Genomic DNA, 15,866 nt, shown 5'->3' with positions numbered 1-15,866 from the left:
GCCCCGCCGTTCGGGCTTCGGCAGCAGCCCCCGCCGACGCCGACGCCCACCCCGGCCCGGACGTTGGCCCAGGAGCCGACCTCGACGCCGGCCCGGGCGCCCGTGCCCGTGCCGCTGCCCGCCGACACGGTCCGGGCGGTGCGGGAGCTGGTCGGCCCGGTGAACGCGCCGGCGTTCATCGCCGCGGCGGCCGATCGCGAGGTGCTGGCCCGCCGCATGGACGACCTCACCACGGCCGCCCCCGCCCCACCGGAGCCGCCCTGATCGCGGCCGTGGCGCGTCAGCCGGCGAGTTGGGCCGGGGCCTCCATAGCGATGCGCTCGAAGACCTTCTCGTCGGCCGCGAAGGCGGAGTCCGGGGTCGGCCAGTGGAGGACGATCTCGGTGAAGCCGAGCTCCGTGTACGCCCCCGCGAAGTCGACGAAGGCGTCGAAGGAGTCCAGGGGGCGATCGGGGGTGAACCCGGTGAGCAGGACCTTGTCCAGGGCGGCGGCGTCCCGGCCGAGTTCGGAGCAGACCGCTTCCAGGCGCTCCACCTGCCCCCGGACGGCCGCCAGCGACTCGGCGGCGGTGCCGGTCGCGGAGACCTTCGGATCGCCGGTGGTGACCCAGGCCTGGCCGTGCTGGGCGGCGAGCCGCATCCCGCGTGGGCCGGTCGCGGCGACGGCGAACGGCAGCCGGGGGCGCTGGACGCAGCCGGGGAGGGTGCGGACCTCGTCGGCCGAGTAGTAGCGGCCCTCGTGGCTGACGGCGTCCTCGCCGAGCAGCCGGTCGAGCAGGGGGAGGAACTCCCCGAACCGGTCCGCCCGCTCCCGCGGGGACCAGGGCTCCTGCCCGAGGGCGGTGGCGTCGAATCCCGTGCCGCCCGCGCCGATCCCCAGCGTGACCCGCCCGCCGCTGATGTCGTCCAGGGCGATCAGCTCCTTGGCGAGGGTGACGGGGTGGCGGAAGTTCGGCGAGGTCACCAGCGTGCCGAGGCGCAGTCGCTCGGTGACCCCCGCGGCGGCGGAGAGCGTCGGCAGGGCGCCGAACCAGGGCCCGTCGCGGAACGTCCGCCACGAGAGGTGGTCGTAGGTGTACGCGGCGTGGAGTCCGAGTTCCTCCGCGCGCCGCCAGGGCCGCTGACCGCCCTCGTGCCAGCGGGTGATGGGAAGGATCAGCGTGCTCAGTCGCAGGGGTGTCGCCATGGGCCGAGCGTATGCGGCTGCCCCGCGCCCCGAGCCCGTACCCCCAGGCCAGCGCCCCGACCCGCGCCCCGGCCGGGCCCCGCGTCCGTACCCTGCGGCCCGCGTCCCCAGCCGGGCCCCGGACCCGTCCCCCCCAGGCCCGGGCCGCCGCGGCCTCCCACGCGCTCCCGCGCGCAACGGCGTAATCCCCCCGGCTCGAAACCGGCACTTATGGCGTCGTCGCACGAGTGTGCGGCATATGCGGGAGGATGGACGGGTGACCTCAGCTACGGAGCGGCCCGAGCCGCAGACCCCGTCAACCATCCGCTCGGCAGCCATCCGGCTGATCGCCACCGATCTGGACGGCACCCTGCTGCGGGACGACAAGACGGTCTCGCGGCGGACGATCGACGCTCTCGCCGCCGCGGAGCGGGCCGGCGTCGAGGTCTTCTTCGTCACCGGGCGCCCGGCCCGCTGGATGGACGTGGTCAGCGACCATGTGCACGGCCACGGCCTGGCCATCTGCGCGAACGGCGCGGCCGTCGTCGACCTGCACCAGGGCGGCCGGATCATCGACGTCCGCGCCCTGGAGCGCGAGGAGGCGCTCGCCGTCGTGGCCGCGCTGCGCACCGCCGTGCCCGGCACCTCGTTCGCCGTCGAGCGGACCGGCGGCATCCACTACGAACCGGACTACCCGCCGTTCCAGCTCGACCCCGTCGCCACCATCGCCTCGGCCGAGGAGCTGCTCTCGCTCGACGCGCCCAACGCCGCCGAGCCCATCCTGAAGCTGCTGGCCTTCCACCCCACGCTCGCGCCCGACGACTTCCTGGTCACGGCCCGCGAGGCGGCCGGAGTGCACGGTTCCATCACCCGCTCCAGCCCCACCGCCCTGCTGGAGATCAGCGGTCTCGGCGTCAGCAAGGCGAGCACCCTCGCCCGCTGCTGCGCCGAGCGCGGCATCGGGCCCTCCGAGGTGGCCGCCTTCGGGGACATGCCCAACGACCTGGAGATGCTCAGCTGGGCCGGCACCTCGTACGCGATGGCCAACGCCCACCCGGACGTGCTCACGGCCACATCCGGTCACACCGTCGGCAACAACGACGACGGTGTGGCGGTGATCATCGAACGGATTCTGGCGGGGGCGGACCTGCCGTAGCCGTCAGCCGCACCCCGCGCTCGCGCAGCCAGGCCACGGGGTCGACGGCGGACGCCAGCTCGGGCGTGCGCCGGATCTCGAAGTGCAGATGGGGCCCGGTCGAGTTGCCGGTGTCCCCGGACAGCGCGATCCGCTGCCCGGCGGCCACGGGCTGGCCGGCGCGGACGTAGAGCGACGCCAGATGGGCGTACTGCGAGTAGTGGCCGTCCCCGTGCGCCACGATCAGGCTGATGCCGAAGGCGTCGCCGCAGGTGATGGAGTGGACCCGGCCCGCGCCCACGGCCCGTACGGGGGTGCCGATGGGCACGGCGAAGTCCTGGCCCGTGTGGCGGTGCGCCCAGTGGGCACCGGCGCTGGCGAAGCCGGCCGACAGCACGTACGACTCGACCGGCGGCACCCAACGCCGGCCCGCCCGCCGCAGCCGGACCTCGGCGGGCCCCGCGGCCCCGCCGGAGCCGACCGTGGCGTCCTGCCCGCCGGGAGCTCCCGAGGTGCCCGAGTCGCCAGAGATGCCCGTGCCCGTGCCCCTGGCGGCCGGCACGGGTGACGCCGGCGAGCCCGAGGGCGCCGGAGCCGACGCCGGCGGGGACGAGGCCCCCGGCACGCCCGAGGACGAGGGCGGCGGAGAGGCCGAGGACGACGACGCGGGCGAGGGGGCGGCCCCGGACACTGACCCGGACCCAGGCCCGGGCCCGGACGCGGGCGGTGGAACCGAACCATCCGGTCCGGGCGCCGAGACCACCGAGATCCGCCCCTGCCCCTGCCGCCCCTGCCCGGACGCCATCCGCGGCCCGTACGAGGGCCCCGGCACGGCCAGCGGCGAGCCCTGCGGCCCCGTGCAGTGTCCGCTCGCCGAGACCCGCTCCGCGTGCCGCTGGAGCCGGTCGCGCGCCTCCGTCAGCTCCCGCTCCAGGCCGCGCTTGGTCCACTCCAGCCGGCGGTTGCGCTCGGCGAGGTCCTCCCAGGCCCTGACCGCCGCCCGCTCCTGCGCGGACAGCCGGGCCCGGCCGCGGTCCGCCTCCCGCAGCGTACGGACGACGGACAGGTCCACCCGATGGGCGGCGCGCAGGCCCTGTGCCCCATGGCGGCCGCCGTGACCGATCAGGGTGCGGGCGGCGAAGGCGAGGCTGCCACCGGACCGGTACTGGGCGCGCGCCAGCCGGCCCGCCTCCGTCCGGACCCGCGCCAGCGTCCGCCGCTCCCGGTCCAGCAGTGCCTCCAGCCGTTGCACGCGGGCTCGCTCAGTACGGGCGGAGCGGCGCACCCGCTCATAGTTCTGCGCGACCCGCCCGGCCTCCTGATGGAGGCGGGACACCTCGGCGCTCAGTCCTGCCAGCCGCTGCGGGCCGGCCAGCGCCTCCGGTCCGCCACCGCCGGAGCCGTCCGTGGCCGCGGCCGGCCCCTGGACGCCCAGCACCAGGACGACCGCCAGGGACAGGGGCAGCAGGGCCGGCCCCGGGCGGCGGTGGCGTCGCTGACAACCATGCGGTGATCGCATGAGCCGATGGTCACCCGGAGGGGACAGGTTTCCGGGTAAGGCAGGCGTGGCACGAGGGTGTCGGACGCCCGAACGGGTTGCTCCCACCGCCGCCCGGGCGCCCCGCGCCCCGCAACCCATCACCCGCGCCGCGACCCGCGACCCGTCACCCGCGCCACGACCCGCGACCCGTCACCCGCTCAGAGCGGCGCCTCCCAGACGAGCGTCGTGCCGCTGCCGTCCTCCCCCAGCCCGCCGCCGTGGCCGCTGGAGCCGCCCAGCGCCTCCGCCCGCTTCGCCAGGTTCCGCAGGCCGCTGCGGCGCCCGCCGGGCGGGATGCCGACGCCGTCGTCCGCCACGGTCAGCCGGACGCCCTCGCGCCCGTCCGGCAGGGTCACGGTCGCGTCCACGGTGACCTCGATCCGGCTCGCCCGCGCGTGCCGGAAGGCGTTGGAGAGCGCCTCCCGCAGCGCCGCGATGAGGTTCTTGCCCGTCAGCTCGCCGACGCGGGCGTCCACCGCCCCCACGTACCGCGAGGACGGCCGGAAGCCCAGCGGCACGGCCGCCATGTTGATCTCGCGTTCGATGCGCGTCCGCAGTCCTGACGGCGCCTCCTGCGGGCCCTGCTGGAGGGCGAAGATGGCCGTACGGATCTCCTGGATCGTCACGTCGAGTTCGTCGACCGCCTTGCCGATCCGCTCGGTGACGGCCGGGTCGCCGGCCGTGCGCTGCGCGCTCTCCAGCATCATCCCGGTGGCGAACAGCCGCTGGATGACGAGGTCGTGCAGATCGCGGGCGATCCGGTCGCGCTCCTCGTACACCACCAGGCGCTCGCGGTCGCGCTGTGCCTCGGCCAGGACGAGCGCGAGCGCCGCCTGGGCCGCGAACCGGGTGGCGAGCGTGCGTTCGGTTTCCGTGAACCGGCGCGCACCGCGCAGACGCGGCAGCGCGAGCGTGCCCAGCACGCGCCCCCCGCTCTTGAGGGGCAGCATCATGCTCGGCCCGTAGAGCTGCGAGACGGACGCCGTCATCCTGGGGTCGCTCGCCGAGTCGTCCACGAACACGGGCTGCCCGGCGAGCAGTTGCTCGTACACCGGGCTGCTGGGGCCGATCACCTCGCCCAGTCCCTCCAGCGGCTGCGGAAGGTCGGAGGCGACCTGGACGATCTCCAGCCCGCGGCCGTCCTCCTGCGGCAGGAGCACCACTCCGGCGGCGGCCTCGGCGAGCCGGCGGCCCTGCTCGGCGACGACGGCGAGAGCGGCGTCCCGGTCGGCCCCCGCGCCGTGCTCGCCACCGGAGAGCAGCGCGGTGGTGAGGGCGGCGGCGCCGTCGATCCAGCGCTCGCGCTGGCGGGTCGCCTCGTGCAGCCGGGCGTTGCCGATCTGGATGCCCGCCTCGGTGGCCAGCACCTTCACCATGTGCAGGTCATAGGCGCTGAACTCCTCGCCGCCCTCCTTCTCGGTGAGGTACAGATTGCCGAAGACCTCCCCGGCGACCCTGATGGGGACGCCCAGGAAGGTGCGCATCGGCGGGTGGTCCGGCGGAAAGCCGACGGAGCGCGGATCGGTGCCGAGGTCGGCGAGCCGGAGCGGGGCGGGGGTCTCCACGAGCGCGCCGAGGATGCCCTGGTGGCCGTCGGGATGGCGGCCGATGCGCTCGCGTACGTCGTCGGGCATGCCGTGCGCGACGAAGTCGGCGAGGCCGTCGCCGTCGTCGTTCACCACGCCGATGGCGGCGTAGCGGGCGCCGGTGAGCTGGGCGGCGGTCTCCGCGATCCGGTCGAGCGCCGTGTGCAGATCGAGGCCGGTGCCGACCGACACCATGGCCTCCAGCAGCTGCGGAAGCCGGGCGGCGAGCTCCTCCGGGAGCCCCTGGAGGCTGCGCGCCGCCTGCTCGGCGGCGGCGGACCCCACGGCGTGCCGCCCGGGGAACGGCGGCGGCCCGGCCGTGGCGTCGCCCCCGGCGGGCCCGGGCCCGGGGCCAGGGCCAGGGCCGGGACTCGGACTCGCACCCGGACCTGGGCCTGGGCCGGAGCCCGGGCCGCGGCCGCGGCCCGGTTCGGAACCCGGACCGGCGCCGGGGCCGGGCACCGCTGGACCGGATGCGTTCCGCCCGCCACCCGAGGCGCTCGTCGCTGACATGATCCCGAGCCTAGTAAGTCCCTTTTGCCAGGGAAAGTCGGCGGTACGGGGCCTCCGCGGCGTTCTCCCGCTCCAGCATCCGCAGGAACGGTCCGTCCTCCGCCGCCAGCTCCCCGTACGTCCCGCGCTGCACGGCCCGGCCGCCCTCCAGCACGATCACCTCGTCCACCGTTTCGAGACCGGCGAGCCGATGCGTGATCAGTACGGTGGCGCGGCCGTCCGCCGTACGGTCCTCGGTCACCGCGAGCAGATCGGCGGTGAGGGCGTCGGCGGTCTCCAGGTCGAGGTGCTCGGCCGGCTCGTCCAGGACGAGCACGGGGAAGTCCGCCAGCAGTGCGCGGGCCAGCGCCAACCGCTGCCGCTGGCCTCCGGAGAGCCGGGCGCCGTGTTCGCCGACCATGGTGTCCAGGCCCTCGGGGAGGGTCTCGACCCAGTCCAGCAGGCGCGTACGGGCGAGCACCGCGCGCAGTTCCGCGTCGTCCGCCCCGGGCCGGGCCAGCCGCAGGTTCTCCCGCAGCGAGCTGTCGAACACATGGGCGTCCTGGGCGCAGAGGCCCACCAGCCGCCGTACGGCGTCGCCCTCCAGCGCGCCGGCCGGCGTACCCGCCAGGGTGTACTCCCCGGTCTCGGGGTCCAGGAAGCGCAGCAGTATCTGCGCGAGGGTGGTCTTGCCCGAGCCGGAGGGGCCCACGACGGCGATCCTGCGGCCCGGCCGCAGATCGAGGTCGACCCCGCGGAGGGCGGGCGGCGCGGTCGGCGGCTGCCCGGGGTGGCGGGCGGTGAGGGCCCGCAGCACGAGCGGGTACGGCGTCGTGGGCGGCTCGGCGGGATCGGCCGGCTCCCGTACGGGTTCGGGCGCGTCCAGGACCTCGTGGACCCGGTCGGCGGCCCGCCGGGCGCGCTGACGGTACTGGACGGCCAGCGGCAGTCCCGTCACCGCCTCGAACGCGGCGAGCGGCGTCAGCACGACCACGGCCAGGGCCACCCCGGCCAGCCGGCCGTCGTGCACCGCCTGGACGCCCAGCCAGGCGGAGGCCGCCACCGTCAGGCCGCACACCAGAGCGGAGAGGCCGGCGCCCGCGCCCGCCGCGCCGGCGGAGCGGGCCGCGAGCCGGGTGAGCGCGCGATCGGCCGCCCGCACCCGCTCCGTACGGGCCGGGAGGGCGCCCGCCACGGTCAACTCGCCCGTTCCGGTCAGCAGATCGACCACCTGAGTGGACAACGCCCCGCGGGCCGGGGCCAGCTGACGCTCCGCCCGACGCGCGAGGGCGCCCGACAGCAGGGGCACGCCCACGCCGGCGAGCAGCAGGCCCAGCGCCAGTACGGCGCCCGCCTCGGGCAGCAGCCACGCGGTGAAGCCGACGGCCACCGAGGAGACCAGGGCGGCGGCGCCGGCGGGCAGCAGCCAGCGCAGGACGTAGTCCTGGAGCGAGTCCACGTCGGCGACCAGCCGGGAGAGCAGATCGCCCCGCCGGGCCGTGCGCAGTCCTGCCGGCGCCAGGCGCTCCAGCCGGGCGTGGACCGACACCCGGAGGTCGGCGAGCATCCGGAAGACGGCGTCGTGGGCGACGAGGCGCTCGGCGTAGCGGAACACGGCGCGGCCGATGCCGAACGCCCGGGTCGCCGTGACGGCGGTCATCAGATAGAGCACCGGCGGGTGCTCGGAGGCGCGGGAGATCAGATAGCCCGACACCGCCATCAGGCCGGTGCCGCTCGCCAGGGCGAGGGTGGCCAGGAGCAGCGCGAGGGCGAGCCGCCGGCGGCGGGGCCGACAGGCGGAGCGCACCCGCCGCAGCGGATCGCGCAGGGCTTCCCTCGTGCCGCCACCGCCCAGGGCCGGCCGGAGCTCGTCACCACTCCGGTCAGCGGCCGCCGTGCCGACTGTACGAGCCGTGCCGCCGGGGACCGTACTGCTCGCGCCGGCCTGGGTGCGGCTACCGACGACGCCTCCGGCGGCATCCGTCGCGACACCGGCCACGCCGGGTCCGTTCCCGCTCCCGCTCCCGGCGGAGGCTCCCGTGAGCGCCTGGCCGGAGCCCGCCGCCCCGGAGCCTGCCGGGGGCCCCGACGCCGCCGAGGCGTCCGACACCGCCCACGGCCCCTCGGAAGCCCGCGCCCCCGGCACCGCCTCCGACGCCACCCCCGCTGCCGCACCCGGGCCGATCGCGATCACCCGGTCCGCCACCCGCAGCACCGCCGGCCGGTGCGAGACGACCAGCACCGTGCGCCCCCGGGCCAGCCGCCCGATCGCCTCGACGATCCCCTCCTCCGTCGCGCCGTCCAGGTTGGCCGTCGGCTCGTCCAGGAGCACCACCGGCCGGTCCGCCAGGAAGGCGCGGGCCAGCGCGATCCGCTGCCGCTGACCGGCGGAGAGGCCGGTGCCGCCCTCGCCGAGCGGCGTCTCGGCGCCCTGGGGGAGCGCGTCGACGAACTCCAGCGCGCCCGCCTCGCGCAGGGCCGCCCGTACGGCCGCCGCGTCCGCCCCGGGCCGCGCCAGCCGGACGTTGTCCGCGACGGTGCCGGCGAACAGACACGGCCGCTGGGGCAGCCACGCCACCCGCCGGTGCCAGCTCTCCCGGTCGACCGCCGCCAGGTCCGTGTCCCCGTGCTCGCCGAGCAGCACCCGCCCCCGCTCCGGGCGGACGAAGCCGAGCACCGCGTGGATCAGGGTGGACTTGCCGGCGCCGCTGGGCCCGACGACGGCGACCGTCTCGCCGGGCGCGACGGTCAGTGACGTCGCCGGCAGCGACGGCTCCGTACGCCCCGGATGGCGGACGACGAGGCCCTCCAGCCGCAACCCACCGGACTCCGGCGCGGGCACCCGGCCCACGCCGCCACCCACGCCTGCGCCGCCGCCACGCTCGACCTCCGTCTCCAGGACGGCGAAGACCTGCTCCGCGGCCGCGAGCCCCTCCGCCGCCGCGTGGTACTGGGCGCCCACCTGGCGCAGCGGCAGATACGCCTCGGGCGCCAGGACGAGCACCACCAGGCCGGTGTACAGGTCCAGGTCGCCGTGCACGAGGCGCATGCCGATGCCGACCGCGACCAGGGCCACCGACAGCGTGGCCAGGAGCTCCAGCGCGAAGGAGGACAGGAACGCGATCCGCAGGGTGCGCAGGGTGGCGCGGCGGTACTCGCCGGTGATGGCCCGGATGGACTCCGCCTGGGCGCGGGCCCGGCCGAAGACCTTGAGGGTCGGCAGCCCCGCCACCACGTCGAGGAAGTGCCCGGACAGCCGGCCCAGCAGCCGCCACTGGCGGTCCATCCGAGCCTGGGTGGCCCAGCCGATGAGCACCATGAAGATCGGGATCAGCGGCAGGGTGACCACGATGACGGCCGCCGACACCCAGTCGGCCGTCACGATGCGGGCCAGGACCGCCGCCGGGACGACGACCGCCAGGCCGAGCTGGGGCAGATAGCGGGCGAAGTAGTCGTCCAGGGCGTCGATGCCCCGGGTGGCGAGCGTGGTGAGCTCACCGGTGCGCTGCCCGCTGAGCCACCCCGGGCCGAGCCGCACCGCCCGCTGGAGCAGCCGCAGGCGCAGCTCGGACTTGACCGCCGCGCTCGCCCGGTGGGCGGCCAGCTCCGTGAGCCAGGAGACGGCCCCCCGGCCCACGGAGACCGCGGCGAGGAGCAGCAGCGGCGTGCGCAGCGCCGCGCCCCCCTGGCCGCGCTGGAAGGCGCCGACCACCACCTCGGCGATGAGCATCGCCTGGGCGACGACGAGGCCCGCGCCCGCCAGCCCGAGCACCACGGCCGCGACCAGGAAGGTACGGGTGGCACGGGCATGGCGCAGCAGGCGCGGGTCGACAGGTTTCACGTGAAACAGTCCCTCATCACACGGTCGGCGGCACGGTGACGGTCACCCAGTCGCCGTCGCCCGGTCGGCGACGCGATCCCGGTCATCCGGTCACCGTCGCCCGGTCGGCGGTACGCGGGCCGGTCTCCCCGTGCGCCGCGTCGGCGAGGTGCTGGGTGCCGATCCGCTTGCGGAACACCCAGTACGTCCACCCCTGGTAGAGCAGCACGAGCGGCGTCGCCACCAGCGCGCACCAGGACATGATCCGCAGCGTGTACGGGGTGGAGGAGGCGTTGGTGACCGTCAGGCTCCAGTCCGGGTCCAACGAGGACGGCATGACGTTCGGGAAGAGCGTCAGGAAGAGCATGGCGACCACGGCGACGACGGCCACCCCGGAGCAGAGGAACGACCAGCCCTCCCGGTCGGCCAGGGTGAGGGCCACGGCGGCGGACAGCGCCACGAGCGCGACCACCATGGCGGCCAGGCTCGCCGCGTCGCCGCGGGCGAACTGCGTCCAGCCGAGGAAGGCGATCGCCAGCAGCAGGGTGAGCAGCCCCAGGCCGGCCGCGAGCCGCCGGGCGCGCACCCGGATGTCACCGAGCGTCTTGAGCCCGGTGAACACGGCGCCGTGGAAGGTGAACAGCGTCAGGGTCAGCAGCCCGCCGAGGAGCGCGTAGGGGCCGAACAGATCGGCGAGCGTCCCCACGTACTCCCGGTTGGCGTCGATCCGCAGGCCCCGCGAGACATTGGCGAAGATCACGCCCCAGAGCGCGGCGGGGATCAGCGAGGTCCAGAAGATCGCGTGTTCCCAGTTGCGCTGCCAGCGCTCCTCCGCCCGCTTGTGCCGGTACTCGAAGCCGACGCCGCGCACGATGAGGCAGACCAGGATGGCCAGGAACGGCAGGTAGAAGCCGGAGAAGAGGGTGGCGTACCACTCGGGGAAGGCGGCGAAGGTGGCGCCGGCGGCGGTGATCAGCCACACCTCGTTGCCGTCCCAGACGGGCCCGATGGTGTTGATCAGCACCCGCCGCTCGGCCCGATCCCGGGCGAGCAGCTTGGTGAGCACGCCGACGCCGAAGTCGAAGCCCTCCAGGAAGAAGTAGCCGGTCCACAGGAAGGCGATGACGAGGAACCAGAGGTCGTGGAGTTCCATGAGCTGTACTTCCGATCCTGACGGCGCTCAGTACGAGAAGGCCATGGGACGGTCGGCGTCCCGGTCGTGGCCGCCGACCGTGGTGGGCGGGTTGCGGTCGGCGTCGGTCAGCTCGGGCGGGCCCGCCTTGACGTACTTCACGAGCAGCCTGACCTCGATCACGGCGAGGATGGCGTAGAGGGCGGTGAAGACGGACATCGAGACGAGCACCTCCGTCTGGGAGACGCTGGGCGAGACCGCGTCGGCGGTCCGCAGCACGCCGTAGACCGCCCAGGGCTGGCGGCCCATCTCGGTGAAGATCCAGCCCCAGGAGTTGGCGATCAGCGGGAAGGCGAGCGTGAGCACCGCGAGCCGCCAGTACCAGGTGGTGAGCGCCGGGCCGAGCTCGCGCCGCCTGGTCAGGGCGAGCCGGGGCACCTCGTCCTCGAAGGTGCGCAGTTCCGGGGCGAGCCAGAGCTTGCGCCGGGTGAGGTAGAGCCCGGCGAGGCCGAGGGTGAACGAGGCCATGCCGAACCCGATCATCCAGCGGAAGCCCCAGTAGGCGACGGGGATGTTCGGGCGGTAGTCGCCGGCGCCGTACTTCTCCTGCTCGGCCTTGTTGACGTCGTTGATGCCCGGGACCTCGCTGGAGAAGTCGTTGTGGGCGAGGAAGGACAGCAGGCCGGGGATCTCGATCGCGACCTTGTTGTGGCCCTCGTCGACGTCCCCGTAGGCGAAGACGGAGAACGGGGCGGGCGCCTCCTTGTCCCACAGCGCCTCGGCCGCGGCCATCTTCATCGGCTGCTGCCGGAACATGACCTTGCCGAGTTCGTCGCCGCTGACGGCGGTGAGCATGCCGCCGATGACCAGGGTGACCAGGCCCAGCCGGAGCGAGGTGCGCATGACCGGAATGTGCTTCTTGCGGGCCAGGTGGTAGGCGGCGATGCCGGCGACGAACGCGCCACCGGTGAGGAAGGCGGCGGCCAGCGTGTGGAAGACGACCACCAGGGTCGTCTCCTGGGTGAGCACGTGCCAGAAGTCGGTGAGCTCGGCGCGCCCGGTGACCTGGTTGATCCGGTAGCCGACCGGGTGCTGCATCCAGGAGTTCGCGGCGAGGATGAAGTACGAGGAGAGGATGGTGCCAAGGGAGACCATCCACATGCAGGCACAGTGGATCTTCTTGGGGAGCTTGTCCCAACCGAAGATCCACAGGCCAATGAAGGTCGATTCGAAGAAGAACGCGATCAGCGCTTCGAAGGCGAGCGGGGCGCCGAAGACATCACCGACGAAGCGCGAGTAGTCCGACCAGTTCATGCCGAACTGGAACTCCTGCACGATGCCGGTCACGACACCCATGGCGATGTTGATCAGGAAGAGCTTGCCCCAGAACTTGGTGGCCCTGAGATAGGTCTCCCTGCCGGTCCGCACCCAGGCGGTCTCCAGGCCCGCGACCAGGGCCGCGAGCGAGATCGTCAGGGGGACGAAGAGGAAGTGGTAGACGGTGGTGATCCCGAACTGCCATCGGGCGAGCGTTTCGGGTGCCAAAGCCATGTCCACGTCGTGTCTCCTTACTTCGGCGTGGTCCGCGTCGGCAGGTTCGCCCCCGGAGGAACCCTGACAAGTCAGGAGAAATAGGAGCGCTTGTGAACGCGTTCACATTCACAAGCAATTATGACGCACGGCGTTTTGGACACCTCAAGGGGGTCCCCCGAAGCCGGGGGACCCCCTCGGACCACTGCCGGGGCCCGGCGGGCCACCGGGCCCAGCGCGCCAGCGCGCAACGGTCAGAGCCGACAGGGCCGGCAGGGCCAGCAGAGCTGTCAGAGCTGTCAGAGCTCCTTGCGGAACTCCTCCGCCACCCGCAGGGCCACCTCGTTCGCCTCCGGCTCGCCGATCGTGATCCGTACGCCCTCCCCCGCGAAGGGCCGCACCGACACCCCGGCCCGCTCACAGGCCGCCGCGAAGTCCGTCGTCCGCTCCCCCAGCCGCAGCCAGACGAAGTTCGCCTGCGACTCCGGCACGGTCCACCCCTGGCCGGCCAGCTCCCGCGCCACCCGTTCCCGCTCGGCCACCAGCGACTCCACCCGCTCCAGCAGCGCCGCCTCGCTGCGCAGGGACGCCACCGCCGCGTCCTGGGCGAGCTGGGTCACCCCGAACGGCACCGCGGTCTTGCGCAGCGCCGCGGCGACCGGCTCGTGCGCGATCGCGAAGCCGACCCGCAGCCCGGCCAGCCCGTACGCCTTGGAGAAGGTCCGCAGCACACAGACGTTCGGGCGGTCGCGGTAGAGCTCGATCCCGTCCGGCACCTCGGGGTCGCGGATGAACTCGCGGTACGCCTCGTCCAGCACCACCAGTACGTCCGCGGGCACGCGGTCGAGGAACCGTTCCAGCTCCGCCCGGCGGACGACCGTGCCGGTCGGGTTGTTGGGGTTGCACACGAAGATCAGCCGCGTCCGGTCGGTGATCGCCGCCGCCATGGCGTCCAGGTCGTGGACGTCCCCCTCGGTCAGCGGCACCTGCACCGACCGCGCGCCGCTGATCTGCGTGATGATCGGGTACGCCTCGAAGGACCGCCAGGCGTAGATCACCTCGTCGCCGGGGCCGGAGGTCGCCTGGATCAGCTGCTGGGCCACGCCGACGGACCCCGTGCCCGTGGCGATGTGCGCGGCGGGCACGCCGAAGTGCTCCGCCAGCTCGGCCACCAGGCCCGAGCAGGCCATGTCGGGGTAGCGGTTGAAGGACGCCGCGGCGGACACCGCGCTCTCCAGGACGCCCGGCAGCGGCGGGTACGGGTTCTCGTTGGAGGACAGCTTGTAGGCGCGGGGGGCATCGGCGCCGGTGGCGGCGGGCCGGCCCGGCTTGTACGTCGGAATGCTCTCCAGGGCGGGGCGCAGCTTGGGGGTCCTGTCAGTCACCGCGGGTCCTCCTCGACCGTTCCGGTCCACGTACGTCCACTTCAGGTGGGCCCACCTTATGAGCATGGGCGCGCCAAAAGCTGCCCCTCTTTTCCGTTCGGCGCCGGCCCTCTGACACCGGCCCGCGCCCGCTCGTGCCCGCTCGCGCCGCCGTCGAGGGGCGCACCCACCGAAATACCGCGCGCCGGTGGCTCGCTCCCTGGCGCGCATCACTCGTGAAGGTGACTTGAGGCCGCCGCGACACGCGAGCCAATCGCCCGGCAGCGCCCTTCCGGCGCGGGTCCGATTCTATCGCGCCCAACCAAGCGCCTTTGTTTCCAAGGCAGTTGAGCCCTCTCCCACTTGCAGAATCGTGCCTGTCAACAGGGAATCGCCACCCCCCGCGATTGGACCATCCGAGCCCTACTATCGGCTCGCCATGACAGCAGCAGGGAAGCACCAGGTGAGCCGGTCGACCGGCCGCCGGCTGGGGCGGGCGGGCATCCGGGACGTGGCCGCCGCCGCCGGTGTCTCGATCACGACTGTCTCCGACGCACTCAACGGCAAGGGCCGGCTCCCCGACGCCACCCGCCGCCATGTCCGCGAGGTCGCAGACCGGTTGGGCTACCGCCCCTCCGCCGCGGCCCGCACGCTCCGTACCGGCAGATCGGGCCTCATCGGCCTGACCGTGACGACCTACGGGGATGAACCTTTCACCTTCACCGAATTCGCCTACTTCGCCGAGATGGCCCGCGCCGCCACCTCCGCCGCCCTGGCCCGCGGCTACGCGCTGGTCATCCTCCCGGCCACGTCCCGTCACGACGTCTGGTCCAACGTCGCCCTCGACGGCACCGTGGTCATCGACCCCTCCGACCACGACCCGGTCGTCACCGAGCTGGTCCGCCAGGGCCTGCCGGTGGTGTCCGACGGCCGCCCGGCCGGCAGCCTGCCGGTCACGGCCTGGGTGGACAACGACCACGAGGCCGCCGTCCTGGGGCTGCTCGATCACCTGGCCGACGCCGGCGCCCGCCGGATCGGCCTGCTGACCGGCACCTCCACCGACACCTACACCCGGCTCTCCACCACCGCGTATCTCAGCTGGTGCGAGCGGGTCGGCCAGGACCCGGTGTACGAGCAGTACCCCGCCCACGACCCCTGCGCCGGGGCGGTGGCCGCGGACCGGCTGCTGGCCCGGCCCGACCGCCCGGACGCCGTGTACGGGCTCTTCGACCCCAACGGCACCGATCTGCTCGCCGCCGCCCGGCGGTACGGGCTCCGCGTCCCCGACGACCTGCTGCTGGTGTGCTGCAGCGAGTCGACCGTCTACGCCACCACCGAGCCGCCCATCACCACGCTGTCCCTCAAGCCCCGGCGGATCGGGACCGCCGTGGTCCAGCTGCTGATCGACGCGATCGAGGGCTTGGACACCGGACGGCCGGTGGAGCAGGTGATACCCACCGAGCTGATCGTGCGCACCTCCTCGCAGCGCCGTCCGCCGCGCACCACCGTGAGCGCGCCGCGCTCCCCCGCGGAGCCCTCCTGACCGCCCGCGTGCCGCCGCCCCCCCTTGACGGGGGGCGGCGCAATCGGGGAAATTCGGGAGAAAGGCCCGGTGATCGTCGGCTCCGCTCGGATTGACGGCCCCTGGTGCGTCACAACCCGCGACCGGCATTCCTATGATGGGCGGACGACACCGCGGGCCGCCGCCGACCAGGCAGGTCCATCAGGTGCACGGCGGCGCGATGGTGGAGGGGTCGATGACTCAGGGGGCCGGTCAGGGACCCGAGGTACGAACCACGGCGGACATGCCGCGCGTACCCGCGTACGCGCCGTACCCCCAGCAGCAGCAATCCGAGCAGGTCGCGCAGCCCCCGCACATCGCTCAGCCCCCGCATCCCGCCCAGCCGACGCAGCACCACCAGGGCACGCACGTCCACGCCCAGGCCCAGCCGGTGCAGCCGCCCCAGTCACCGCAGCAGCCGGCCCAGCCGCCGTACGGGGCGGAGCCGTACCCGCCCGCGCCCCCCTTCGGCGCGGAGCCCTACGCCGGCGCGCCCACCGAGGCCCCTGAGGCGCCCGGCGCGCCCACGGCCCCTGTCTCT

The 15,866-nt window shown here is 74.3% G+C and carries 9 protein-coding genes and 2 pseudogenes; 4 read left to right on the top strand and 7 right to left on the bottom strand.

Annotation, left to right across the window (positions count from 1 at the left end; translation table 11 throughout):
- Positions 1-264, top strand: a pseudogene (locus ACSNOD_RS17660) (hypothetical protein); the annotation flags it as partial.
- Between the two features lie 16 nt (positions 265-280).
- Here ACSNOD_RS17660 and ACSNOD_RS17655 read toward each other — a convergent pair.
- The gene (locus ACSNOD_RS17655; protein WP_436767913.1) at positions 281-1,186 is read right to left on the bottom strand and encodes an LLM class flavin-dependent oxidoreductase; all 906 of its coding nucleotides are present in this window, start codon (positions 1,184-1,186) and stop codon (positions 281-283) included.
- A 256-nt stretch (positions 1,187-1,442) separates the two neighbouring features.
- Between ACSNOD_RS17655 and ACSNOD_RS17650 the strand changes: the two genes are divergently transcribed.
- Positions 1,443-2,321, top strand: coding sequence for a Cof-type HAD-IIB family hydrolase (locus ACSNOD_RS17650; RefSeq protein WP_436767912.1), 879 nt, complete (start codon positions 1,443-1,445; stop codon positions 2,319-2,321).
- Here the strand turns inward: ACSNOD_RS17650 and ACSNOD_RS17645 are convergent.
- The 6 genes from ACSNOD_RS17645 to hisC all read right to left on the bottom strand — a co-directional run bounded on the left by ACSNOD_RS17645 (position 2,284) and on the right by hisC (position 13,785).
- Positions 2,284-3,819 (bottom strand): peptidoglycan DD-metalloendopeptidase family protein, encoded by a 1,536-nt coding sequence (locus tag ACSNOD_RS17645; protein WP_436767911.1) that lies wholly within the window; start codon positions 3,817-3,819, stop codon positions 2,284-2,286. The two genes, ACSNOD_RS17650 and ACSNOD_RS17645, sit on opposite strands and share 38 nt — an antisense overlap.
- A 179-nt stretch (positions 3,820-3,998) precedes the next feature.
- Entirely contained in the window at positions 3,999-5,711 is a 1,713-nt protein-coding gene (locus ACSNOD_RS17640) for a GAF domain-containing sensor histidine kinase (RefSeq protein WP_436767910.1), read from the bottom strand.
- 238 nt (positions 5,712-5,949) lie between these two features.
- Positions 5,950-9,759, bottom strand: coding sequence for a thiol reductant ABC exporter subunit CydD (cydD, locus tag ACSNOD_RS17635; RefSeq protein WP_436767909.1), 3,810 nt, complete (start codon positions 9,757-9,759; stop codon positions 5,950-5,952).
- Positions 9,760-9,841: 82 nt separating this feature from the next.
- Positions 9,842-10,891, bottom strand: a complete 1,050-nt coding sequence (cydB, locus tag ACSNOD_RS17630) for a cytochrome d ubiquinol oxidase subunit II (protein ID WP_436767908.1) — start codon at positions 10,889-10,891, stop codon at positions 9,842-9,844.
- A gap of 27 nt (positions 10,892-10,918) precedes the next feature.
- Positions 10,919-12,427 carry a cytochrome ubiquinol oxidase subunit I gene (locus ACSNOD_RS17625; RefSeq protein ID WP_436767907.1) on the bottom strand — a complete coding sequence of 503 codons (1,509 nt, stop codon included), beginning with the start codon at positions 12,425-12,427 and terminating at the stop codon, positions 10,919-10,921.
- 272 nt (positions 12,428-12,699) lie between these two features.
- A complete protein-coding gene (hisC, locus tag ACSNOD_RS17620) occupies positions 12,700-13,785 on the bottom strand; it encodes a histidinol-phosphate transaminase (RefSeq protein ID WP_436767906.1) in 1,086 nt (361 codons plus the stop codon).
- Positions 13,786-14,203: 418 nt separating this feature from the next.
- Here hisC and ACSNOD_RS17615 point away from each other — a divergent pair, with 418 nt between their 5' ends.
- Together ACSNOD_RS17615 and ACSNOD_RS17610 are read left to right on the top strand one after the other, a co-directional pair.
- On the top strand, positions 14,204-15,307 hold the full coding sequence (locus tag ACSNOD_RS17615; RefSeq protein ID WP_436767905.1) for a LacI family DNA-binding transcriptional regulator: 1,104 nt from the start codon (positions 14,204-14,206) through the stop codon (positions 15,305-15,307).
- A gap of 262 nt (positions 15,308-15,569) precedes the next feature.
- A pseudogene (locus ACSNOD_RS17610) lies at positions 15,570-15,866 on the top strand (hypothetical protein); the annotation flags it as partial.

It is taken from the genome of Streptomyces sp. URMC 123, assembly GCF_051386515.1.
Taxonomy (GTDB): Bacteria; Actinomycetota; Actinomycetes; order Streptomycetales; family Streptomycetaceae; genus Streptomyces.
Note: the sequence above shows the minus strand (reverse complement) of the source record. Positions and strands in the feature narration are given on the sequence as shown.